The sequence below is a fragment of the Acinetobacter sp. CIP-A165 genome (genome assembly GCF_000367985.1).
In the GTDB taxonomy this organism is placed as follows: Bacteria; Pseudomonadota; Gammaproteobacteria; order Pseudomonadales; family Moraxellaceae; genus Acinetobacter.
In genome coordinates this window covers 1,218,644-1,243,509 of the sequence record NZ_KB849202.1, presented here as the reverse complement: position 1 = coordinate 1,243,509, position 24,866 = coordinate 1,218,644, and the positions used below count along the sequence as shown (strand labels likewise).

Annotated in this window: 22 protein-coding genes; 6 read left to right on the top strand and 16 right to left on the bottom strand. The window is 40.3% G+C overall.

Annotation, left to right across the window (positions count from 1 at the left end; genetic code table 11):
• Positions 1-168: 168 nt before the first annotated feature.
• Both msrB and F991_RS11400 read left to right on the top strand, forming a co-directional pair.
• Entirely contained in the window at positions 169-588 is a 420-nt protein-coding gene (gene msrB / locus F991_RS11405; RefSeq protein ID WP_004671492.1) for a peptide-methionine (R)-S-oxide reductase MsrB, read from the top strand.
• The gene (locus F991_RS11400) at positions 585-1,073 is read left to right on the top strand and encodes a glutathione peroxidase (protein ID WP_004671491.1); all 489 of its coding nucleotides are present in this window, start codon (positions 585-587) and stop codon (positions 1,071-1,073) included. The genes msrB and F991_RS11400 overlap by 4 nt, the downstream gene beginning before the upstream one ends.
• Before the next feature lie 42 nt (positions 1,074-1,115).
• Here the strand turns inward: F991_RS11400 and F991_RS11395 are convergent, their stop codons facing one another.
• The 5 genes from F991_RS11395 to F991_RS11375 form a co-directional block, all read right to left on the bottom strand.
• Positions 1,116-4,259: an efflux RND transporter permease subunit gene (locus F991_RS11395; RefSeq protein WP_004671490.1), complete on the bottom strand. Its 3,144-nt coding sequence runs from the start codon at positions 4,257-4,259 to the stop codon at positions 1,116-1,118.
• 1 nt (position 4,260) lies between these two features.
• Positions 4,261-5,448, bottom strand: a complete 1,188-nt coding sequence (locus tag F991_RS11390) for an efflux RND transporter periplasmic adaptor subunit (RefSeq protein ID WP_004671489.1) — start codon at positions 5,446-5,448, stop codon at positions 4,261-4,263.
• A 234-nt stretch (positions 5,449-5,682) separates the two neighbouring features.
• Positions 5,683-6,483 carry a hypothetical protein gene (locus F991_RS16860; RefSeq protein ID WP_004671488.1) on the bottom strand — a complete coding sequence of 267 codons (801 nt, stop codon included), beginning with the start codon at positions 6,481-6,483 and terminating at the stop codon, positions 5,683-5,685.
• A gap of 46 nt (positions 6,484-6,529) precedes the next feature.
• Entirely contained in the window at positions 6,530-7,138 is a 609-nt protein-coding gene (locus F991_RS11380) for a DUF3011 domain-containing protein (RefSeq protein WP_004671487.1), read from the bottom strand.
• A gap of 123 nt (positions 7,139-7,261) precedes the next feature.
• A complete protein-coding gene (locus F991_RS11375) occupies positions 7,262-7,585 on the bottom strand; it encodes a hypothetical protein (RefSeq protein WP_004671486.1) in 324 nt (107 codons plus the stop codon).
• A 481-nt stretch (positions 7,586-8,066) separates the two neighbouring features.
• Here F991_RS11375 and F991_RS11370 point away from each other — a divergent pair, with 481 nt between their 5' ends.
• Positions 8,067-9,035, top strand: a complete 969-nt coding sequence (locus F991_RS11370) for an omptin family outer membrane protease (RefSeq protein WP_004671485.1) — start codon at positions 8,067-8,069, stop codon at positions 9,033-9,035.
• 59 nt (positions 9,036-9,094) lie between these two features.
• On the opposite strand, the gene dapC is transcribed toward F991_RS11370, so the two are convergent.
• The 4 genes from dapC to F991_RS11350 all read right to left on the bottom strand — a co-directional run bounded on the left by dapC (position 9,095) and on the right by F991_RS11350 (position 14,795).
• Positions 9,095-10,264: a succinyldiaminopimelate transaminase gene (gene dapC / locus F991_RS11365; RefSeq protein WP_004671484.1), complete on the bottom strand. Its 1,170-nt coding sequence runs from the start codon at positions 10,262-10,264 to the stop codon at positions 9,095-9,097.
• A gap of 63 nt (positions 10,265-10,327) precedes the next feature.
• The gene (gene glnD / locus F991_RS11360) at positions 10,328-12,994 is read right to left on the bottom strand and encodes a [protein-PII] uridylyltransferase (RefSeq protein ID WP_004671481.1); all 2,667 of its coding nucleotides are present in this window, start codon (positions 12,992-12,994) and stop codon (positions 10,328-10,330) included.
• A gap of 72 nt (positions 12,995-13,066) precedes the next feature.
• Positions 13,067-14,284, bottom strand: coding sequence for a formate-dependent phosphoribosylglycinamide formyltransferase (purT, locus tag F991_RS11355; RefSeq protein WP_171063484.1), 1,218 nt, complete (start codon positions 14,282-14,284; stop codon positions 13,067-13,069).
• 121 nt (positions 14,285-14,405) lie between these two features.
• Positions 14,406-14,795 carry a tautomerase family protein gene (locus tag F991_RS11350; protein ID WP_004671477.1) on the bottom strand — a complete coding sequence of 130 codons (390 nt, stop codon included), beginning with the start codon at positions 14,793-14,795 and terminating at the stop codon, positions 14,406-14,408.
• A 298-nt stretch (positions 14,796-15,093) separates the two neighbouring features.
• Here F991_RS11350 and F991_RS11345 point away from each other — a divergent pair, with 298 nt between their 5' ends.
• On the top strand, positions 15,094-15,558 hold the full coding sequence (locus F991_RS11345; RefSeq protein WP_004671475.1) for a hypothetical protein: 465 nt from the start codon (positions 15,094-15,096) through the stop codon (positions 15,556-15,558).
• 266 nt (positions 15,559-15,824) lie between these two features.
• Complete coding sequence (locus F991_RS11340; RefSeq protein ID WP_004671473.1) at positions 15,825-16,955, top strand: CNNM domain-containing protein; 1,131 nt, start codon at positions 15,825-15,827, stop codon at positions 16,953-16,955.
• Between the two features lie 97 nt (positions 16,956-17,052).
• Here the strand turns inward: F991_RS11340 and F991_RS11335 are convergent, their stop codons facing one another.
• Complete coding sequence (locus tag F991_RS11335) at positions 17,053-17,757, bottom strand: Crp/Fnr family transcriptional regulator (protein WP_004671471.1); 705 nt, start codon at positions 17,755-17,757, stop codon at positions 17,053-17,055.
• A gap of 106 nt (positions 17,758-17,863) precedes the next feature.
• Here F991_RS11335 and F991_RS11330 point away from each other — a divergent pair, with 106 nt between their 5' ends.
• A complete protein-coding gene (locus tag F991_RS11330) occupies positions 17,864-18,397 on the top strand; it encodes an Mpo1 family 2-hydroxy fatty acid dioxygenase (RefSeq protein ID WP_004671469.1) in 534 nt (177 codons plus the stop codon).
• 64 nt (positions 18,398-18,461) lie between these two features.
• Here F991_RS11330 and ychF read toward each other — a convergent pair whose 3' ends face one another.
• The 6 genes from ychF to F991_RS11300 all read right to left on the bottom strand — a co-directional run bounded on the left by ychF (position 18,462) and on the right by F991_RS11300 (position 24,865).
• The gene (ychF, locus tag F991_RS11325) at positions 18,462-19,553 is read right to left on the bottom strand and encodes a redox-regulated ATPase YchF (protein ID WP_004671467.1); all 1,092 of its coding nucleotides are present in this window, start codon (positions 19,551-19,553) and stop codon (positions 18,462-18,464) included.
• Between the two features lie 99 nt (positions 19,554-19,652).
• Positions 19,653-20,312 (bottom strand): methionine ABC transporter permease, encoded by a 660-nt coding sequence (locus F991_RS11320; protein WP_004671465.1) that lies wholly within the window; start codon positions 20,310-20,312, stop codon positions 19,653-19,655.
• Positions 20,293-21,363, bottom strand: coding sequence for a methionine ABC transporter ATP-binding protein (locus tag F991_RS11315; RefSeq protein WP_004671463.1), 1,071 nt, complete (start codon positions 21,361-21,363; stop codon positions 20,293-20,295). Before F991_RS11315 ends, F991_RS11320 begins: the two co-directional genes overlap by 20 nt.
• Before the next feature lie 11 nt (positions 21,364-21,374).
• Complete coding sequence (locus F991_RS11310) at positions 21,375-22,205, bottom strand: MetQ/NlpA family ABC transporter substrate-binding protein (protein ID WP_004671461.1); 831 nt, start codon at positions 22,203-22,205, stop codon at positions 21,375-21,377.
• A gap of 24 nt (positions 22,206-22,229) precedes the next feature.
• A complete protein-coding gene (locus F991_RS11305) occupies positions 22,230-23,642 on the bottom strand; it encodes an LLM class flavin-dependent oxidoreductase (protein WP_004671459.1) in 1,413 nt (470 codons plus the stop codon).
• Positions 23,642-24,865, bottom strand: a complete 1,224-nt coding sequence (locus F991_RS11300) for an SfnB family sulfur acquisition oxidoreductase (RefSeq protein WP_004671457.1) — start codon at positions 24,863-24,865, stop codon at positions 23,642-23,644. Before F991_RS11300 ends, F991_RS11305 begins: the two co-directional genes overlap by 1 nt.
• Position 24,866: the final 1 nt, after the last annotated feature.

The window sequence follows — 24,866 nt, the reverse complement described above, 5'->3', positions numbered from 1 at the left end:
AGCACATGTTAAATAAAATTGCTCACTATATTTTTTTATTTTGCTTTCTTTTTGCTTTCTAATTATGGGTGTTTTGTAACTTATTTCGTTAAGACTAGAAATTTTATAATGAATGACGTAAATATAGGATTATTCTATTTTAAATAGTGAAATAAGAAGGAATCTGTCATGGGAAAAGTTAATAAAACTGACCGAGAATGGCAAAGAGAGCTATCGCCAGAAGAATATCGTATTACCCGTAAGAAAGGTACAGAACCTGCTTTTACAGGTCAATATTGGAATAATAAGCAACATGGGGTGTATGTATGTCGTTGTTGTGGCGCTGAATTATTTTCTTCTGAAACAAAATTTGACAGTGGCTGTGGTTGGCCTAGTTTCTATCGCCCAATTGATAGCGTTGCAGTAGAAGAACACGAAGATTTGTCTCATGGTATGGTCAGAACAGAAATAGTCTGCCATGATTGCGACGCACATTTAGGGCATGTTTTTGAGGATGGCCCACAACCGACTGGTCTACGTTATTGCGTAAATTCGGCATCATTACAACTTAAAACACAAGAAAAGAATGACGAGGAAACTTATCCATGAGTAATATTTATCAGTTTGAAGCTGAGTTGTTAGAGGGAGATATAAAAGCGCTCGCTGATTATAAAGGCAAGGTCATGCTGATTGTAAATACAGCCAGTAAGTGTGGCTTTACCCCACAATTTGCGGGGCTTGAGAAACTTTATGAAAAATATAAATCTCAAGGCTTAGAAGTTTTAGGTTTTCCATGCAATCAGTTTGGCGGACAAGATCCAGGTACCAATAAGGAGATTGGGACATTTTGCCAACGCAATTATGGTGTAGATTTTCCTATGTTCGCAAAGGTTGATGTAAAAGGACCTGAAGCACATGTAATTTTTCGTTTTTTAACACGAGAAGCCAAAGGTATTTTGGGGAGTCGTAATATTAAGTGGAATTTCACCAAATTTTTGGTTGGGCGTAATGGTGAGGTCTTAGGGCGTTATGCACCAACGACGAAACCAGAAGCTTTGGAAGCCGATATTGAAAAAGCTTTGGCGAAGAAATAAAAATAGAGATAAAAAAGACGGTCATTTGACCGTCTTTTTACATTAGTTCGGTGACTTTGTTGTCACGGGTTGGGATTTCCTAAAGCTGTGCAGCTTGCGATTGATATCATCAATAAAGGTATAGACCACTGGGATGACCAATAGCGACAAGAAGGTACTGGTAATTAACCCACCAATCACTGAAATTGCCATTGGTGAGCGGAAACTCGGATCTGTTCCGATACCCAATGCAATCGGCAACATACCAGCGCCCATTGCTAACGTTGTCATGATAATCGGACGCGCACGTTTATGACATGCATCCAACAAGGCATTAAAACGAGAGTAGCCTTTTTCATTGCGCGCAATAATCGCGTAATCGACCAAGAGAATTGAGTTCTTACTCGCAATCCCCATCAGCATAATCAAACCAATTAAACTTGGCATCGAGAAACTACTTTTCGCTAAAAGAAGTAAAACGAATGCACCACCCAGTGATAAAGGTAATGCGACTAAAATGGTAATCGGTTGTAAGAAATCTTTGAATAAAAGCACCAGCACCACATAAATACACAGTACACCTGTGAGCATAGCTAAACCGAAACTTGAAAATAGCTCCTGCATCACTTCAGCATCACCGATATTGGTGCGTGTTACGCTAGGCGGTAAGTTTTTCATGATCGGTAATTGATCAACTTGTGCAGTCACGTCACCTAAAGGTTGATTGTTGAGCTCAATATTCAGGTTGATATTACGCATACGATTGAATCGGTCGATCTGTGAAGGCCCACTTTCAATATTTACATCCGCAATGCTACCGAGCATGACTGGACCTTGATTTCCCTTGATGATGAGGCGCTTAATGAGCGCTTCATCTTGACGTGCCGACAACGGAAGTTTAATTACAATCGGTATTTGGCGCTGCGACAAATTCAACTTGGCCAAGTTCTGATCAAAGTCGCCAGCGGTCGCGATTCTTAGCGTTTCAGCAATGTCGTAACTGGTGATACCGAGATCAGCTGCTTTGGCAAAGTCAGGGCGAACAACCAATTCAGGGTGAATCAACGCGGCGCTTGAAGTGACACTGCCAATATTAGGAATGGTGCGTAGTTCACGCTCAAGTTTACGTGCAGTTGCCATCAAAACCTCTGGATCATCGCCAGACAGTGCCAGTTGATATTGACTGTTGTTTCCAGCGATACCGACTTGGATCCGTGCACCAGGGAGAGGGGCAAGACGTTGTCTGATTTCATCCTCAATTTGTTGCAAACTTGCAGATCGATCAGAGCGCTCAGTGGTTTGAATTGTGAGTGTTGCTTTACGAGGTTCGCTGGAAGCACCACCTGCAAATGGATCTGTACCAGCTGCACCGCCCCCAATAGTGGTGTAAACACTTTTAACTTCAGGATGGTCTTTAATCAGGTTGCGAGCGTATTCTGCTGTTTTTAAAGTTTCCGAAAATTGTGAACCCGGTGTTAATTCCACGCGAACTTGGGTTTGTCCTGTATCGGGCGGAGGTACGAAACCTGTTGGCAGTAATGGAATGAGCATGAGCGAGCCAATAAAAAAAGCAATCGCGCCAAATAGCGTGACCCAACGATGGTTTAAACACCAAGTCACTAAACGCATATACACACGCATGACGCGACCATCATTTTCACGATCTTTGGCCAAACCTCTTTGACCTTGATCTTCCATCGATGAGGTCGGCAATGGATGGTCTATTTTCCCAATCCATGGTTTAAGAATATAAGCTGCCATCATCGGGGTAAGTAAACGCGCAACCAAAAGTGAGGCAAAAATTGCGAGTGATGCCGTCCATCCAAACTGAACGAAGAACTTACCTGCGATGCCACTCATAAATGCGGTCGGTAAAAAGACGGCAATTAAGGTAAAAGTTGTCGCGATAACTGCAAGCCCAATTTCATCGGCGGCTTCCATTGCGGCTTCATAAGGGGTTTTTCCCATCCTCAAATGCCGAATAATATTCTCAATTTCGACAATCGCATCATCTACCAATATCCCTACCACCAAAGACATAGCGAGTAGCGTCACGATATTGAGAGTGAATCCGAGGTAATACATGCCGATGATCGCAGGTAAAATGGAGAGGGGTAGAGCTGTTGCAGCAATGATGGTTGCACGCCAATCCCGTAGAAACAACCAGACCACAAGTACCGCTAAAATTGCACCTTCATATAGCAGAGACATTGAACCTTTGTAGTTATCTTCAACAGGTTTAACAAAGTTAAAAGCCTCAGTGATTTCAATGTCAGGATGAGCAGCTTTGAGTTTATCCAAAGCAATGATGACGCCTTTTTCAACATCAACCTCACTGGCACCTTTACTCCGAGTGATTTCAAATCCAATAACAGGTTGGCCATTTAAAAGGGCAGCAGAACGTCGCTCAGCGATTCCATCACTGATTGTTGCGACTTGATCTAGACGGATATGCCGACCATCACTCAATGCGATATTCATCGCGCCAATTTCAGCCGCTGTTTTTACGGTGGCAATGGTACGAATAGATTGTTCACTACCGCCAATTTTGGTTTCGCCACCTGAAGCATCTTGTTGGATCAAGCGAAGCTGTCGGGTAATGTCTGTCGCCGTTGCATTGAGCGCCAATAATTTTTCAGGATCGAGTTCGACATCAATTTGTCGGGTGACACCACCTACACGAGAGACAGCACCGACACCTTTGACTTGAAGCATGGCACGCGCAATATCATAGTCGACAAACCAAGATAATGCTTCTTCGTCCATTTTGGGTGATTGAATCGCATAAGTTAAGATCGGAGAACCAGACAGATTGATTTTGCTGACAATCGGATCTCTTAAATCAGCAGGTAAGTCTGAGCGAACCTGTGACACCGCATTGCGAACATCATCCACAGCTTCTTGAAGCGGTTTCTCCAATTCGAACTCTGCGGTAACGCTCACTACACCATCTTGAATATTGGTATATTGATTTCTTAAACCTTGTAAAGTTGCAATCGAGTTTTCTATTTTACGGGCGACTTCAGTTTCAAGTTGAGGCGGTGCTGCCCCCGGCAAGGCGGCTGTCACCGTCACCATTGGCAATTCGATATCTGGGAATTGCTGGATTTTCATCCAATGAAAACATAACAGACCTGCCAAGCCAAGCATAATGAATAATAGAATACTTGGAATTGGGTTGCGGATGGACCAAGCGGAAACATTCATTTTAATGCTCCTGTGTGGTCACAAGCTGTTTGCTAAGCGGCGTGTCGGGGATAGCTTTGGCGACATGTACGAGATCGCCATCCGTTAAAAAACCTGTCCCAGAAGAAACCACTTTTACATTCGCTGCTAAGCCTATAATTTCCACACGATTGCCTAAACGTCGTCCCACAGTGACTTTTTGTTGGGTTACACGATTGTCATTGTCGAGGATAAATACATACGCAAAACCATCACGTAATAACAATGCGGTTTGCGGAATGGTTAGGGCTGATTTTTCGCCTAGATCAAATTCACCTTTGACAAACATTCCCATGCGAACGGCTTGGGTTGTTGGTAAATCAACATAGACCAGACCATAACGTGTCTGTGGGTCAATCACAGGGGCAATCATTCGAACTTTGCCTGTGATTGCAGGTTGAGTTGGGTCAGGTGAAAAGATGCGAGCAGTCATGCCTTGTTTTAATTTATATAGGTCAGTTGTAGTGACTTCTGCACGCCATTCTAAGCGGTGATCTCGAATCAAACGAAATAACTCTTGGCCTGTTTGTGCTAATGAACCCACTGTGGCACTTCGTGCAGAAATAACCCCACTGTCAGGTGCAATCACTTTGGTTTGTGCTAAACGTAATTGATGGCTTTCAATTTGTGCTTTGGCAGCATCTAAACGAGCCTGCGCAGTTGCTTGAGAGGTTTGATATTGCGTGGATTCTTGAGCGGAAATTGCCCCAGTATTTTTGAGTTGTTGGATACGTTTGTGATTGGTGATGGCATCACTAAGTACTGCTTGAGCTTCTGCATAATTGGCTTTTGCGGCGGCTAAGTCAGCGCGAATGGTGTCGCTATTTATTTCTGCGAGAACTTGTCCGCGCTTAACTTCATCACCTACATTGGCGTTTACTTTAGTGAGACGTTGACCTGATAGTTCGCTACCAATCACGACTTCTTGCCATGCGGCAACGTTTCCGTTGGCAGTAAAGGTTTGTTTCCAATTTTGCTGTTCGGGTTGAACGACTGTAACCGTAAGGGCAGCTTTTTGTTCAGTTGTTTCAGGTTTCTTTTTGTCTACATTGGTTGGTTTTTTAGCAGTCCCAACTTGCCGTATTGTGACCAAGATAATCACCAGTACAATAATGATTGCCAAAACGAGCCAAATTTTTTTATTTATTTTCTGGGGAGTTTGAGAAGCCATCTTTCCATTGTTCACCAAAGTTTGATGGCTAAGTATAGACCAAGATTTCACCAGATGGTCAATCGTAAATGAAATGAATATTCGGGGCTGTTGGGGTTATGCTTAGCATCGCTTCATACACTCTTTGTGTTTCCTCGATCAGAAGAAACACAAAGAGTGTATGAAAGACGTCGGTTATATGATTTTCCTTTTACTAATCATTAACTGATTAAAGGGAAGAAGCGTTTGGAAATGTTATTTTTCAACCTGTTGAATTGCTGTAATGAATACTTCGCTGTTTTCACATGCTTCATCATTACAAATGGAACTTAACCATACTTCACCATCACCAAACATCAGACCATCTTGGTTGGTAAATGCCTCATCATATTTTTGCTTGAGGATTACGTCTTTAATTTGTGGTGTTAGGATTTTATCGTAGTCTTGAACAAATGCTTCAGCATTTTGAATCGCTTTAGCATTGTTTAATTTGGTTTTAAAAGGATAGCTCACCATATTTGCAACGACGAGCTTGTCGTTGTTTTTCACTGCATCCTGTAGGAAAGAGAAAGCGATTTTATACTCATCGTTTGTATCGATATGAATGACAGCATCAGCAAAACAATAGGCAAAATCTTCAGGTGCGCCCAGTTTGGTGATCCGATCAATCAACATTTGATGGTCACTTTCTTCAGCGATACCTGCCCAAACATCTTTGACTTGCATTTCTCCATTTTTTTGTTCAAAAACAAACCATGCAGGGTCACTGATTTGAGTCGCTATGTTTGCAGCACTCCAATGACTAATAGAGATTACTTTTTGTATTTGAATATCGTTACTATTCACTTTTTGGTTGGTGTAATTGGCAACCCGACGTGCATATTCTTCACGAAGAGATGGGCTTAATTCAACAATGTCTGCTTTACAGTTAGGTTGCTGCTTAGTGGTAACTTTTGCTGATTCTGACTCTTTGATTGTAGTCGGTTCTTTATTACATGCGGCAAGCAGAAGTAAAGGTGTAAAAAGAATAGATAACCAAATTTTTGATTTTGTCATGAGCAATGATTCCAATGCCTATCTCTTAGTACAGGTGGCTCATTGGTTAATAATCAGGATTGTCGACATCACAGCCAGTACCATGACAACCAATCCAGTTTCCATGTGTATCAAAGTTCGGATTGCCATCCTTATCAAATTGTGGACGAGTATCTATGTTTTTTTGTTTCTTGGGTGGAGGGGTGACATCACAACCAACACCATGACAACCATCGTAGTTTGATTTTTGTGAAGAGTGGCTTTTATGGTGATCTGATGACTCTAGTGCTCCAAGAATAACAGCACCTAAGATTGCACCTGCGACAGCTGCACCTGTATCACTGCCATCAGAACCGTAAGTACGAGTACCTTGATCGTATGTCCCTGATTTACCATGATGATAGCCATTCTGATCTGCAAAGACACCTGCACAACCTTGAGAAACCCATAGGTAACCAGATTTTGGATTAAAGCCCCAACTACGGTTTAAAATACAGGAGGACTGTGAGATTTGATGAATGAGTTGTGGTTTAGAAAATGATTTTGCGTAACATTCATTGTACTCAAATTTTTTAGATTCACACTTAACGGTTGTCTCGGCTTGTGCTGAGTGAATCGTGCCGAGCCATAAGAGTGCTAAAGTTATTGGTGTAAAAAATATGATTTTAGGATTCATGTGATTTTGACCTCGAAATAGTCCATGATTTTTATTATTTAGTCTCTTTGTATTTCGCCTATATGGAGAAACAAAAGGGATTTGTGAAATAGGTATATTTAATTAAGAATAAGTTTAAATAAACTAAACACATTTAAAGGTTAATCGAGCAACACCATTAACGAGTAAATGTAATTTAGTTTCATTTTTTATTACTTGCACTGTTTTGTTTTGATTGTTGCAGTGTTTATTGGCATTTTGAAGTGCATAAGCTTCAGCGCCTCCTTTTCGGCCTGCAAGAGGTGCAGCTTCTACTGCGGCGACATAGTTGCCATTTCTGTCGGTGCTAATATCTGCATTATAGGTAAGGCCTGCACCACGGAATTCGGTTTTATCGTTTGGAACGGCACAGCCAGTTATTAGGGGGAGTGCTAAAATTAGTAATCCAATACACTTAATTATTTTCATAGAAATTCCTTGTTTTTGGTATGATCTACTGGAAAATATAAATGGTTCCTGAGTTCATTAATAAATTAAAAGATAGATCCCATATTTGTCAATCTATTGCTTTATTAATAAAATAAGTTTCTTTTTTTAATGAGATTTTATTTACCTTTTTGTTTAATTATATTGTTGATTTTATTTGTGAATAAGTAAAATAAAGATTTTTTTAAAATTGTTAATCAAATGTAATTTTTTAATTATGGTTGTAGTCTTTAAATAGAAAATGTTTGAATGGAATTAAGCGGGGTGGTCTGTATACTTTTAATAATTTATTGATTTTGACATAAAGAAAATGCATTGAACTTGTTGACTCTAGTTTTCTATAATATAAAATAAATTGTTGTGTTAAAAGTAGAAATCATAGTGCAGTTTAAATAAACTTGATATCAATGAACAAGAAGTAAACAGTGATATTTTAAATATATTATTTAAAGGGTGTAATTTTATGAAAGAAAATATTGTTTTAGTTTTATTAGCAACATTATGTTCAACATCGGTTTTTGCAAAAGATAAAGTTACTAAAAGTTTTTGCTTTAATTGCGTTAGTACTTCAATTTCAACTGGCATTCTTACGAATGCTGAAAGTGTAGAAACAGTGCTTTCTAATGGTGTAAGGTTATCTCAATTAGATTGGGATATTGATAACTCACCTGTTTTAAATACTGGAATTAGATGGGAGTTTTTCCCTGTTGTTAGCCTGAATTTAAATGGATGGACTACGATATCTAAAAATGGAGCTTTAATGAATGATTATGATTGGACAAATAAGAATAATCCAAATGAACTTACGAATTGGTCTCATCACCCTAGAACAAAGTTAAATTATGCTAATGAATTTGATGTTAATTTTGAGGGCTTATTGATCAATAAAGAGGATTTCTCACTGGGTGTACTTGTTGGCTATCAAGAAAATAGATACTCTTTTACAGCTTATGGTGGAAAGTATCGGTATCCAGAGACAGATGATAATGGTAATTTCATTCCTGGTAGTAGTCAGACCATTATTGGTTCTTTTGAAGATGGGAAAAAAGTTATTGGTTATCAACAGAAATATAAAGTTCCCTACATTGGTTTAAGTGGAAAATATAATTACGAAAAATTTGAATTTGGTGGGGTGGTAAAATATAGTCCTTGGGTTAAATCCTATGATTATGATGATCATGCATTGAGAAATACAGACTTTTACAGTAGAGCGGATCAAGGTGATTACTATGCTGTTACGATCGATGCAGGTTATTATATTGTTCCTGATACACAACTATTTGCACAGTATAGTTGGAATGAATTTAAGATGAATGTTGGTGATACATTAATTATTGATAATGAGGATAATACACAAGGTGTGAATTCTGGTGGGGCTGGAATTGCGAATAAGTATTCTATTGTAAGCATTGGTATCAAATACAGGTTTTAAGATAATTGCTTTTAGTGTCAGGACCCCATGTAGAAACATGAGTTCCTGACATATTTAATTTAAAGTATCGCTTTCAAGCGTTTAACCACTTCTTCACATTGCGCTAAATCGGCAACCAACGCTATTCGAACATGACCTTCGCCCGGATTGCCTTGTTCGGTATCACGAGATAAGTAACGACCCGGTAGAACTTTGATGTGCGCTTTTTCCATCAGCAATTTGGCAAAAGTTTCATCATTATCAACTTTTAGCCAATAGTAGAAACCTGCATCAGGTTTTTTTAATGGCAATAAATGGCCCAATTCCGATTGGAATAAATCAAATTTGGCACGGTATTGTTGACGATTTACTTCAACATGTGCTTCATCATTCCATGCTGCAATTGAAGCCAATTGATTCTGTACTGGCATTGCTGCACCGTGATAAGTACGGTATTGCAAATACGGTTTGAGTAATGCGGCATCACCTGCAACAAAGCCTGAGCGCATGCCCGGTAAGTTTGAGCGTTTCGAGAGTGAATGGAACACGATACAGTTTTTATAATCATCCCGTCCCATTTCTGCACAAACTTCTAGCAACCCAATCGGTGCTTGATCAAACCAAAGTTCTGAATAACATTCATCAGATGCAATCACAAAATCGTATTGATCTGAAAGTGCAATCAACTTTTTAAATTGTTCTTTAGACAGTACAGCACCTGTTGGGTTGCCCGGTGTGCAGACAAATAATAATGCTGTTTTTTGCCACACTTCGGCAGGTACAGCATCAAAATCACCCAAATATCCATTTTCTTCAGTACAATTGATAAAATAAGGCGTTGCACCAGATAGTAACGCTGCGCCTTCATAAATTTGATAAAAAGGATTTGGCATCACGATATAGGGCGCATCTTCACGTTTAATCAATGCTTGAACAAAAGAGAAGATGCCTTCACGTGTGCCTGAAACTGGCAAGATGTGATCGTCTGCACTGATTTGATTCAATTTAAAACGTCGAGTCAGCCACTGTGCGATACTTTGGCGCAGTTCAGGTAAGCCCTTACTATTTGGATAAGTCGATAAATGTGAAAAATTATCAATAATCGCTTGTTTAACAAACTCAGGAGCAGGGTGTTTAGGCTCACCGATTGAGAGTGGAATCAACGGTAAATTGGCAGGTTGCACATCTTTAAAAAGTTGCGTTAACTTCTCAAAAGGATAGGGATGCAATAATGACAAGCTTGAGTTCATTTAAACAGTTACCACATGTAGGGGCGTATCGAATACGCCCAATTATTGATGGAAATTAAAAAGTTAAGTTGGATTGCAGATCTGATTTGATGCTTCGTCCAAAGCTGCTTTGAGCATTTCCGCAAACGCTTTAACTTCTTCATCCGTTAGCAACACACCATTTTTCTTGGTGACAAAGAAAATATCTTCGGCACGTTCGCCCAGTGTTGCGATTTTAGCAGAGTGAATGTCTAGACCCTGCAGCATAAATAGCCCGCCGATACGTGCAAGTAAACCCGGTTGGTCAAGTGTTGATATCTCGACCATGTGTTGTTGTAAAGTTGGGTTAAGTACAATATCAACCGTATTTTGTATATCAAAATGGCGTAAATGACGTGGTATACGGCGTTGCATAATGCCTGGGTATTGGTCTGAATGATTAAGTGCTTCAACCAATGCCGTTTTTACTTTGTGTTCACGCTCAGGATCGGTGAGTAAAGTACCAAAACGATCCAAAACCAAATAAGTATCTAAACTAAAGGCTGTACTTGCGGTGATAATTTTTGCATCTTGAACATCAAGATTCATACGGTCCAACACCGCAACAGTTGTCGCGAATAGATTAGGTCTATCTCGTGTATAAATAAAGAGTTGAACTGCATCTTCAGCCGCATTACGATGCGCGCGTAAAAGCACTAAAGGTTCAGGATTGTCACCGTGCTGTAAAATCGCCTGAGTGTGCCATGCAATTTCGTTTGCTGATTCTTTGACAAAATAGTCATCGCCAAGTTCTTGCCAGACTTTCTCAACTTCAGCCAATGAAAAATCATTGACGAGCAATTCGCTGGCAGCAAATTTGGTGTCTTCAATCAGCATTTGATAATCAACTGGGCGTCCTAAACCAGAACGTACCACATCACGCGAATAGGTATAAAGTTGACGCATCAGAGAGGCGCGCCAAGTGTTCCATAAGTTTGGATTGGTCGCATTAATATCAGCAACAGTCAGTGTATAGAGATAATCTAAATGCTCCATATCACCGACTTTTTCAGCAAATTCCTTTACTTCATCAGGATCGGAAATATCTTTTTTCTGTGCGGTGAGAGACATGAGTAGGTGGTTGTTGATCAACCATGCAACCAGTTTGCATTCACGCTCAGTAAAGCCATGTGTTCGGCAGAACTTAATTGCATCAATTGCACCCAACTCACTGTGGTCACCACCACGACCTTTGGCAATATCATGAAAAATTGCCGCTAAGTAGACAATATCATGCCTAGAAATCCGTTGGAAAACTGAACTGACAACAGGAAAATCTTTGGCGAATTCTGGTTCTTTAAAACGGCTTAAATTGCGAAGTAATAATAACGTATGTGCATCCACTGTATAAATGTGGAACAGGTCGTATTGCATCAATCCCGTAATTTGCCCAAAAGCGGGGATGTAATTGCCTAAAACGCCGTAACGTTTCATCGAGACCATTGTTTCGTACAGTCGATTGGGTGAACGAATAATCGACATAAAGAGCGCTTGGTGTTCGGGATCATCTCTAAAACGCTGATCAATTCGTTTCGCTGCAAGCACGAGTAGTCTTAAGGTGCGAGCACGTATGCCTGTGATTTCTGGGCGATTTGCCAATAAATAGAATAGCTCTAAAATTGCGCTTGGTGTTTCGGAAAAAACTTTATGATGTTGAACTGCAAGTTTACCATCTACGATTTTAAAACGTTCATTGATTTCTATAATTTGACGGTCATATTCAGTTAAGCGAGGAGTAATGACGGATTCGTTGAAATAAGCCAGTAGCATTTCACTTAGCGTGGAAACCTGTTGCGCAGTACGATAATAACGCTTCATAAACTGTTCAACGCCAAAATTTACCGACTGACCTTCTTCACGAACATAGCCAAATTTTGCAGCAATTTCACGTTGGTGATCAAACAACAAGCGGTTTTCATCACGCTTTGCTAAACGGTGTAGATGGTTGCGAATTTCCCATAAAAAGCTTTCAGCTTCTTCTAATACACCCAACTCAAACTCAGTAATAAAACCTAAATGAACGAGGTCGTAGATACGGTTGACGCGAAAGTGGCGTTTTGCAATCCAACCAATTTGATTGATATCACGGATACCACCCGGTGCATTTTTTATATCTGGCTCTAAATTACTCTCAGTATTGTTATGTTGAGCATAGCGTTTGGCTTGCTCTGCCATTTTGGCATCATAGAAGGTTTGATCTGTCCATGTTTGTGCAACAATACGACGTGGCCATTTTGCCAGTTGTTCATTTCCAGTAATCAAACGGGCTTCGATCAGCGTAGTTGCTACGGTTAAATCATTGGTTGCTTGTTCAACACAGTTCTGAATCGTACGAACGCTGATGCCCGGTTTGAAATTACCGACATCCCAAAGCGATGAAATAAAAGTAGAAATCAGCTTTTCTTGTTCTTCACTGAACTCATCGTCTGACAAGATCATAATGTCAGTGTCTGAATAAGGCAGCATTTCACGACGGCCATAACCACCGACAGCAAATAAACCTAATTCAGTTTGATCGAGACCAGCATGATTCCATAGAAATATCAGTGCTTCATCAATCGAGTTAGAGCGGGCTTTAATAACGTCACGAATAGATTGACCATTTTCATAACTCTCTTGTAATTGTTTCTCTACATCTTTTCGCCATTGATTAATGGCTTGAATATCATGATGACTGGTGACGTAGTTCAACAATGGAGAAGTATTGATCATGAAAATGGTCTTCTATCAAAGTCCCTCTGTATACAAGAGGGCGAGTTGTGATTGTTGCAATGCAAGGGAAGTTTAAACGTTTGTTTTTACGCTCACTTGGTCAGCTGATTGTTGTGCGAGCTCACGCGCCAAATCTGTACTTTCTGCACGAGCGGTGACAACACCCATACGGCGGCGTTTAAAACCCTCTGGTTTAGCAAATAAGCGTAAGTCAGTATCTGGATTAGCTAAAGCAAGATTTAAGCCAGTAAAACTTAGATTGTTTGAATCTACACCTGCATAAATCACTGCACTTGCAGCAATGCTATGACGAGCCGTGTTGACAGGTAAGCCTAAAATTGCACGTGCATGCAGCTCAAATTCATTTTGAAATTGTGATGCTAAAGTGACGAGTCCAGTGTCATGTGGGCGAGGTGAGACTTCACTGAACCACACGTTATCGCCTTTAATAAATAACTCTACCCCAAAAATACCACAACCACCCAAAGCGGTAGTTACTTTATTGGCAATTCGTTTTGATTCTTGCAATGCAGCCGCAGTCATGGCTTGAGGCTGCCAGCTTTCCACATAATCACCCGCATCTTGGCGATGCCCAATTGGGTCGCAGAAGTGAGTTTCAATTTCACCTGTTTCTGGATTTTTGGCACGAACTGTCAATAAGGTAATTTCAAAATCAAAATCAATTTGTGATTCAACGATGACCGTGCCTTGATTGACACGTCCACCTTGCATGGCATATTCCCAAGCGGCATCGACTTCATCAAAGCTTTTTACGCGAGACTGGCCTTTACCAGATGAAGACATCACTGGTTTTACAAAATTTGGATAACCAATATCGTCACAAGCAGCACGGAAGCTTTCTAGTGTATTTGCAAAGCGGTAAGCAGAGGTTGGTAAACCGAGTTCTTCGGCAGCCAAGCGACGAATACCTTCACGATTCATGGTCAAGTTGACTGCTTTGGCAGAAGGAATCACTGTTGCGGTTTGGTTTTGTTCAATTTCAATTAAAACTTCAGTCGCAATCGCTTCAATTTCAGGAATAATAAGATTTGGCTTAACTTTGGTAATTAATTTTTTTAATGCAGATGGATCAGCCATATTCAAGGTATAAGCGAAATGTGCAACTTGCATGGCAGGTGCATGATCATAACGATCTGCGGCGTGTACTTCGACCCCTAAGCGTTGTAAAGAAATGACGACTTCTTTACCTAGTTCTCCAGAACCTAACATTAAAACTTTAAATGCCGAAGATTGAAGTGGAGTTCCTAGCGTGACGCTCATGCGAATAATCCTATCCTGAGTAATTTGTGTTTAAGCATAGCAGAACTTAAGGTTAAATTAAGCTCTAATTGATACAAAAAAAATGGTTTTTGTTAGACAAAATATAGTGCTTAAAATGATAGTGATCTGTTTAGACATTTACTTGATAGTTTAGCTGTAATTCATCCGCATTTTGTCCACGGATGCCCCAATTGGCTTTTGGTGTTTCAAAAATTGTGATTTCGATATTTTGGGGTGAAATACCGCATTGTTGTTGAATATTATCAAATATTGTTTGGATCAAGCGCTTTTTCGCCTCAGTTGTACGACCCTCAAACATTGAAATTTCAATAATCGTATAGTTGTCACTACGATCATTAGGATAGATGAAATTGGCTTGCTCTAAAGCAATAAAGCGTTGAAATTTCTTTTCTATTGGATAGCTCAAACTTGTCACCAAAGCTAGATGGATGGCATCTGAAAGTTGATCTCTAAATTGAGTGATCGTTTTATTCAGCGCATAAATTTTTATTTGGGACATTTATCATTTGCTCCGTGATTGTGTTCATACGTATTGTTGATGATTAGACTTTTTTCATCATTATTTATCCTCTTTAGACTTTTCCCATTGAGAGCGTGAGGAACGATTGAAGTTCTGCAAGGGGATTTATCAAAGAAGTTTATTCAAAATGAATAAAGTCGATAAAGAATTAAAAACAGTAGCATAAAACCAGTGAGTTGAGTCTGGGATTCATTCGCTTGGTAAATAAGTAACAATGATTGAGAATTCTGTTTAAATTGACTAGCATAAAGCCCAAATGTTTCATCGGCGATCTGATATGTCTAATAGCAAAACTCGTGTGGCGACAATAATGTTGTGCAGCACTTTTTTATTGGCTGCATGCGGTAGTTCAAACAACGAAACCGAAAAACGAGTTGAGATTAAACCTGCGCCGAAACTAACAAATGATGCAACCAGTTATGCAAATGCTGCATGGCAACTGATCAATGAAATTGATCCAATTGTTTACAATAAACAAGTGAATGATATTGAAGAAAAAGTGAGAAAGCCGATACGTCAACTGAGTACAGATTGGCGGATTAATGTCAAAATGACGGACTCCGTTACTGAGGGGAAGTATGCGCTCTGTCGTAAAGCCCTAACCAGTTTAGATAGCTGGGCAAGAGATGTGAGAGACAATGCGAATGGCGCTACGCAAAAGCAAGTAAGCTATGAGCGTGATAAAGCTCAATGTAAAGATGCAATTGATAATCCTGCTTTAGGTAATACGTCACCGAAATAAGCTCAATTATCAGCTTCTCATCGTTCTCAATTTCTAGCTCGCATATGTTTTTAGTTTAGGTATCGGCAGAACAAAAATCTTATTCTGCCGTTTAAATACTCATTCTTTTCGTCATTGTTGTTGAGATGCTTAGCTTTAATAAAATCATAAATTGTAAAAGAATAATTTTTAAAAAACGCTGAAACGATTGACTCATTTGTGGCGAATAAGTAGGATGAATTTCCTCAATTACGTAAGGAACCTGTGGCTAAAAGCCAAGTTCTCATATGGATACTCCCAGTTTAATTTCTGAAAATATTGGTCAATTCTCTTTCGCTTCCGCCCTTAGTGGGGATGCATTGCTTCTTTTACTATATGTTTTTTTAGCATTATTCTTTTCCTTTCTATGTTCGATTGCAGAAGCAACTTTACTCAGTATCACACCGAGTTATGTCGCAGGTCTAAACGAAACCGATCCTAAAAAAGCCGAACAATTAAGACGATTAAAAGAAGATAATATCGATCAGTCGCTCGCTGCGATTCTGACGGTAAATACAATAGCGCATACAGTAGGGGCGATTGGTGCTGGTGCAAAAGCAGTCACCGTATTTGGTCAAGTCTGGTTTGGCGTTTTTTCCGCGGTTATGACCTTATTGATTTTATTTGCTTCAGAGATCATTCCAAAAACATTAGGTGCCGTGTATTGGCGTCAACTTGCTGGTTTGACAGTGATTTATGTCAATTTCCTAATCAAAATCATGTATCCATTAATTCTCATTTCAGAAAAGCTGACTAAGCTCATTTCTGGTGGCAAAAAAGTTCAGCAATTTAGCCGTGATGAATTTGTTGCGATGGCAGGTATTGGTAAAGAAGAGGGGATGTTGAATGATCGAGAATCTAAAATTATCCGTAACCTTTTTCTTTTTAAGTCTTTTGATGCCAGTACGGTGATGACACCACGAATCGTTGTCTCTGCGTTACAGAAAGATTTGACGGTCGATGAGGTGTTATCTATGCCGACAAGTTCTAATTTTTCACGTATACCAATTTATGATAATGATTTGGATAGTGTGGTTGGATTTGTACTACGTGAAGATTTGTTGGTTGCTAAAAACCACGGGCAAGGTGGGCATTCGATTAATGAGTTCCGCAGGGAAATCATAACGGTCATGGCAAAAACACCTTTATCTCGATTAATGGAAATCTTACTGGAACAACGTCAACATATTGCGCTTGTGGTTGGAGAGTATGGCGATACCAAAGGTGTAGTCACATTGGAAGATGTGGTTGAAACTTTACTTGGTATTGAAATTCTTGATGAAGGTGACAAGGTCGAGGATATGCAGAAGTTGGCAAGACAACTTTGGGAGAAACGTGTTGGGAAAATGGGTATTCATTTAGACCCACCTTCACAATAATAACGATGCCATTGTCGGTGAACGATGTCGACAGTGGCATATTTGGAGCGGAGTCACTTGGACTTGCTAATTTTAGACTTTATTCGCTCGGATAATTCTAGTCTTTTAGATCACCTACTTTTGATAAGGTGATCAATTTTTCAAGATCAATCACTTCAATCTTTTTAAAGCCAAGTTGAATTACGCCTTGCTTTTCAAATAGGTTGAGTGCTTGATTTATGGTTTGTCTTGATACTGTCAGCATATTGGCAAGTTGATCTTGCGAGATTTGAATATTCAGATCGTTAATAGAAGCACGATTGCCATAGCCTTCCAAAATAAACAGTAAACGTTGCGCCAAGCGTTGCGTAAGACTTTGTGTTTGAATAGCGATTTGCTCTAAAAAGACGTAGCGTAATTTTTGGCTGGTGAGCAGTGCAAAGTAATACCAATAATAAGGATACTGCGCCAAGATATCATTTAATGGCTGAGCAGGTATTTGTAGAATTACACTTTTTCTGAGAGCTATCGCATCATGTGAACGCGGTTGTTTATCGATTAATGAAATTTCACCAAACCACATAATCGGTTCAGCAATGGCAGCAATCGCTTCATTACCATTTACGTCTATATAACCCAAGCTTATTGAACCTTCGAGTACAGCATATACACCATCAAAAGGATCTTGAGCGTTAAACACAGCAGCGTTTTTTTCTACTGTATATTTTCGGCTATGTTGAATAATAAATTGCTGGAAAGTTTCTGTAAGTTGATTAAACCACGAGTTTTGCTGCAAATGTTTGATATAAGTTGCTTCTAACACAAAATTTCCTTTGCAAAAAATAAATCCATTTGTCAGCTACATGACAACTTCACAATTAGATTTCTTATAGAGTGGCAGTATAAACCAATGAAATGAGGAATGAATAATGACAAATTTGGAACGTCTACTTAGTCAATATGCTGCTTATCATTTAGATCGTAATAATATTGTGACCCATTTTATAGGGATACCTTTAATTGTTTTTTCAATTTTATGTTTAACCGCACGCGTTGGAGTAGAAATATCAGGCTTTTCGGTAACTTTGGCAATGTTACTGATTGTGCTAAGTAGCATTTACTATATTTCATTGGATAAGTTGTTTGGCTTTTTAATGCTGATCTTATATGTATTGATTTACCCATTGGCCTTGAAAATCGCAGCTTTAGCAACGTGGGGTTGGTTTGGTGCAAGTGTTGGTATCTTCATCGTAGGCTGGCTATTTCAATTTGTTGGGCATTATTTTGAAAAGAAAAAGCCTGCATTCGTCGATGATCTGATTGGTTTAGCGATTGGTCCATTATTCGTTTTGGCTGAGTTTGTTTTTCTACTCGGATTCCGTAAATCTTTACACCAACGTATTTTAAAAGAAGCACAAATGAAACGTGCAGCGATGGATATGAAGCAGCAGATTGTTTCTTAAAATACAGATTCAAAAAAAACCGCTAATAAGGTCTTTATTAGCGGCTTGGAAATCAAAAACTGATTTAAACGTTAAAACGGAAGTGAAGTACGTCACCGTCTTGAACAACGTATGTCTTACCTTCTAAACGCCATTTTCCTGCTTCTTTCGCACCGCTTTCACCGTTGTATTGGATGAAATCATCGTAAGCAACACATTCAGCACGGATAAAGCCTTTTTCAAAGTCAGTGTGAATCACACCTGCCGCTTGTGGCGCAGTTGCACCTACTTTTACGGTCCAAGCACGAACTTCTTGTACGCCCGCAGTGAAGTAAGTTTGTAAGCCAAGAAGTTTATAACCCGCACGAATCACCACGTTCAAGCCCGGTTCTTCCATGCCCATTGCTTCTAAAAACTCCGCACGATCTTCATCTTCTAGTAATGAAATCTCAGCTTCGATTTGGTTGCAAAGCGGAACAACGATTGCATTTTCTTCCGCAGCAAGTTTTTGTACTGCTTCAAGATGCGGATTATTTTCAAAACCATCTTCTGCTACGTTTGCAATATACATGGTTGGTTTAAGGGTCATTAAACCAAAACCACGGATTAATTTGCGATCATCATCAGAAAGATCAGCAGCACGCGCTGGTTTGCCTTCATCAAGTAATGGCTGGATTTTTTCTAAAACAGCTTTGGTTGCAAGCGCTTCTTTGTCGCCGCCTTTTGCTGACTTTGTTAAACGTAAAAGTGCTTTTGCAACCGTATCAAGGTCAGCAAGTGCAAGCTCGGTATTGATGGTTGCGATGTCATCTAATGGATCAATTTTGCCATTTACATGAATGACATTTTCATCTTCAAAACAACGTACTACGTGTGCAATCGCATCGGTCTCACGGATGTTGGCAAGGAATTGGTTTCCTAAACCTTCACCTTTAGATGCACCAGCAACCAGACCAGCAATATCAACGAACTCCATTGTGGTTGGAATAATACGTTGTGGCTTTACAATCGCAGAAAGTTTATCTAAGCGTGGATCTGGTACAGGAACGATCCCTGTATTGGGCTCAATGGTACAGAACGGAAAGTTTTCAGCAGCAATAGCCGCCTTTGTTAATGCATTAAATAATGTAGATTTACCTACGTTTGGCAGACCAACAATACCGCAATTAAAACCCATGAAACCACTCACAAATGTGTTATTTAAAAATTGTTGCTGATTTTACATGAAAGCCATGACAAAGTCAGGTCATGGCTTAAGTGGATTATCAATTCGCGGTTAAACTTTGCGTTTATCGAGCTGTTTGGCAATACTATCGCCTGTACTTTGAACCAACATGACTAAAACGATTAGCACTACAATCACAGCCAACATCACTTGCATATCAAAACGTTGATAACCATAGCGATAGGCGATATCACCGAGACCGCCAGCACCAATTGCGCCTGCAATCGCAGAGGAGCTGATCATGGTGACAATGGTCACGGTAAAGCCCGCAACAATGCCCGGCAAGGCTTCGGGAAGTAACACATGCCAAAGAATTTGTTTGCGATTACAACCCATGGCTTGTGCTGCCTCAATTAAGCCTTGATCAACTTCACGAAGACTGACTTCAGCAATACGGGCGAAGAAGGGAATCGCGGCGATGGTCAAAGGCACAATTGCCGCTAACACACCATAACTGGTTCCGACGATCCAACGGGTAAACGGAATCAAAGCCACCATTAAAATCAGAAAAGGTACAGAACGGGTAATGTTGATCACCCATCCTAGAGGCTGATTAATTTTCTTGGAAGGATAAATCCCAAAATCAGCAGTACTCACCAAAATTAAGGCAATTGGTAGACCAATCAGAAAAGCAAAAATGGCGGAAACACCGACCATCACTAAGGTATCGGTTGTGCCTATCAGTAACAGGTCAATGAGTTGATTGTGCATAACCGATCACCTCAAGTTGCGTTATTGTATGATGCATTTCTTTGTGTAGCTTTTTTAAGTCTAATTCCAGACTGTGAATACCAACGATCAGTGAACCTATCGTATGTTGCTGAATGGTATTGATTTGACTGTGATAGACCTGAACAGGATGCTTAAAGAAGTTGAGTAACTCATATAAATCAGGAACCGATTTAGATTCACTGACATATTTCAGTTTTAAAATTTGGTGCGTCGTGTGCTGATCAAAAGTTTGGCTCAATTCAAAAGGTAAATTGAGCTGTTCTAGCTTGAGTAATTCCTGCGTAATCTGTTGTTGTGGATTGGAAAATACCGACCAGATTTGCCCAGCTTCAACAATTTCACCATGATCAATCACGATGACTTGATCGCAAATCTCTTGGATGACCTGCATTTCATGCGTGATCAAGATAATGGTTAAACCGAGGTCTCGGTTGATCTGTTTTAATAAGGACAGAATGTTGGCTGTACTTTCAGGGTCCAGTGCTGAGGTGGCTTCATCACAGAGCAGGATTTCAGGTTGCGACACCAAAGCACGTGCGATACCGACACGTTGTTTTTGCCCACCAGAAAGTTGGGCAGGGTAATCATTACGCTTTGCTTCTAAGCCAACCAGTGTCAGTACATCGCTGACCCGTTGCTCAATTTCGGCCTTAGCATAACCTGCGATACGTAGCGGTAAAGCTACATTTTCCCATACGGTTTTGGCAGACATTAAATTAAAATGCTGAAAAATCATGCCAATTTTCTGCCGAGTTTTGATCAACTCAGCATGACTCAGTTCAGCGATATTTTGTTGATGAATCAAAATACTGCCAGTATCAATCGACTCTAAACCATTCAAGGTACGCAGCAGGGAGGATTTGCCTGCGCCACTTTTTCCAATGATGCCAACAATCTGCGCTTTGGGAATATCGAGGTTAATGTCTTTTAAAGCGTGTAAGCGTTGGCCTTGTACTTCATAAAACTTATTTAAACCGCGTATTTTCAGATGTGGAACTGAAAAATCAACTTGTGAACCAAAACTCACCATGATTGTTCTCCTTATTTCCAGCCAGAAAACCAGAGCGTTGGACCAAAATCACTATCCAAGGCAGCTTTAACTTTTGCTGAGTTTTGATAAATCTCGACAAATTTCTGTAGTTTATGGTCCTTGTCCTGATAATCATCACGTACCACAAATAAAATCGCATAGCGCTTATTGGTGTTGTCATCAAACAATAAGGCACTTTCAGGATCAGCCGTTTTGGCTAAACGTAAGTAATGTGGATAGCCAAAAGCGAGATCAACATCATCAATCGCACGCGCAGTCTGAGGGCCTTCAACTTCAGTAAATTTCAGGTTCTTCGGATTTGCTGTAATATCTTTGAGTGCGGAAAGGTGATTGTTACTGTCTTTCAGTTCAATTAGCTTCGCTTGTTGCAATAGTAATAGTGCACGACCTTGATTCACTGGATCATTGGGAATGGCAACAGTTGCTCCATTCGGAAGTTCATCAAAACTTTTATATTTTTTTGAATACAACCCGACATGCGATGCCGCACCCACAGCAAAGGGTTTTAATTTAAAGCCTGTTTCCTTAATCGCGTTATCCAAAAATGGTTGGTGCTGGAAAAAGTTCGCATCAATATCCCCGTGATTTAAGGTGATATTGGGCGTATTCCAATCCGAAAACTCGACGAGTTTGACATTTAAACCTTGTTGTTTGGCTTCATCCGCAGCGACTTGTAGTGGATGTGCAAAAGAAGGGCTAATCCCAATCACCAGCTCGCTACTATGATTCTGTCTTTGTTTATTCCAAATCAATAAGGCAACAATCACGACAACTGCGACAAGACCGATACCAAGCCATTTTTTAGAGGCTGTTTGAGCCATATATTTCTCCAATTCTTTATTTAGTTAAGCACTTAGGTTTTCAATTATTTTCAATTCGTTGCTATTTTTATATTTGCTACATCGAAACTGATCGGCAGGATGGCTTGCTGCTAAATGATCACCTTGAGCAAAAAGCTTATTGCGCAATGAACCTGTGGCATATTCAGTTTTATAACGTCCACGCTGCTGTAACTCCGGGATTACTAGGCGAATAAAATCGTAATGTGATTCAGGCGAAACAGTACGGGTCAGGTTAAAACCATCAATGCCTGTTTGATCGAGCAGCTCAATCAGATATTCCGCAACTTCAGCAGCACTGCCGACAATGAGGGGGTAACGTCCACCCAGAACATGCTGCGCTTTTAGATCATTTTTACTGATACGTTGTTCTTTAAACTTCTCATTAACGGAAGCAATGCTATTGCTCTTTTGATAGGGGATTGCTTCATCATCTTCAAACTTAGCAAGGTCGATGCCGACGGAACTCGCATAATGCGCTAATCCTGCTTCAGGGTTGGCATATTGGCGATATTCAGCCAGTTTTTGCTGTGCAAGATCATGTGTTTCAGCAACCACAACAGTAATGCCGACAAAGATTTTAATTGCATCTTCATCACGGCCTTGTTGCTTCGCTTGTAGTCGTATTTTATTCACTTGTTGACGAATCTTTTCGGGTTGATCGCCACCAATAAAAATACATTCCGCATGGCGCGTGGCAAACTGTAGTCCTTTCGGTGAAGCACCTGCTTGGAATAAAGTTGGTGTACGCTGTACAGACGGCGCAACCTGAAACACCCCTTGGCTTTGGTAGTATTGCCCTTGATGATTGATTGAGTGAACTTTATTTGGATCAGTAAAAACACGCTGTTGCTTATCTTTCTTTAAGGCATCATTTTCCCAAGAGCCTTCCCAATATTTATAGCAAAGCTGTAAAAATTCCTCGGCTTGATCATAACGTGCATCGTGATCTTTTAAACCTTTTTGACCAATCAAGCGTTCGGCACTATCCAAATAGCCTGTGACAATGTTCCAGCCCAAACGACCTTGAGTTAAATGATCAAGACTGGCAAATCGCCGTGCAAACTGATAGGGATGTTCATAGCTGAGGTTGACGGTTACACCAAAACTTAAATTTTGCGTGACCAGTGCCATTGCCGAAATCAGGGTAGATGGATCATGGCTTGGCAATTGGATTGATTCTTTTAAGGTCAGCTCGATCCCATTTTGGTAGACATCATAAACGCCCGTAATATCAGCTAAAAATAAACCGTCAAACAAGCCTTGTTCTAAGGTTTGTGCCAATTCAGTCCAATAATTCAGCTCATTAAAACGGTATGATTGATCTCGTGGATGGGTCCATAAACCATGATTGATATGACCGACACAATTCATATCAAATGCATTCAGTAAAATTTTCTTCGGGAGATTTTGACTCATTACAATGTCCCCCGACGCGGTGGCAGAATGCCATTCAACACATAATTACCAATGAAGTAATATTTCCAGCGTGCAGCATCATGCAAGGTATGTACACGTGCATTACGCCAATGTCGATCCAGACCATCAGCACGTTGACTGCCACGACTGCCAGCCAATTCAATTAGTTTCGATGAAGCCTTTAATGCAGTTTCCGTGCTATGCGCACGTACTTTGGCTACATCAATTGAAGCTTTGGCTAAGCTTTCTGGATTGAGTTCATATTTAGCCGCATCGACTGATCGAGCTGCCTGTTTCAGTAAAAGTTCGCTGGCTTTGACATCGGTTGCCACGCGACCGAGTTCAGACAGCGTTAATGGGTCTTGCGTCGCGGATTCAATATTGGCATCAATCCACGGACGAGCTACACGGACACGTTCTAGGGTTTCTTCAAACGCTGCACGCGCAATCCCAACTTCAATCGCAGCATGCATGATCTGAGCAAATGGACCCACTAAAGATAGTTGCTTAAAGGCTGTGTCAAAAGGAATCACATCCTCTTTGGCAACCAAAACCTGATTAAACTTTACTGTGCCGCTACCTGTGGTACGTTGCCCAAAGCCAGACCAGTCATCAATCAGTTCTAAGCCTTGACTGTCGCGTTGCACAAAAGCCAGAAACTCATTACCCGTTTCATCTATCACTAAGGTTGGAATACGATGTGCAAATAGGCTACCTGTGCAATAAAACTTTTCTCCCTGAATCAGATAACCGTTTTCGCTTGGGATTAAAGCTGTTTGTTTGTGTGCAGAGGTACGGGTCTTAAACTCTGCCAGTGCATTACCAAAACGAGCACCTTGTAAAACTTCTTGATAGAGACGTTTCTTTTGTTGTTCCGTGCCTGTATTACGCAGCACTTCCAAAGCATAGAAATGATTTTGTGGAATTTGACCAATTGAACCATCCGCACCACTAAATAAAGCGATGACTTTGGCAACGGTTAGACTTGAAACGTCTGCACCACCATACTGTTTAGGTACGGTAATCGCCCATAAACCTGATTGGCTATAGGCTTCGATTTCTGTAAAAGGTAAGTTCCGATTGGCATCACGTTCAACCGCAGCTTGTTTAAACTGCTGGCTCAGCTTTGTGGCAATTTCCAATGCTTCTTCATCACTTTGAATGATATGAGCCGCTTTAAAGTTGGTTTTGGCGAAACCTTGTAATTCTTGATATGAGGTCACA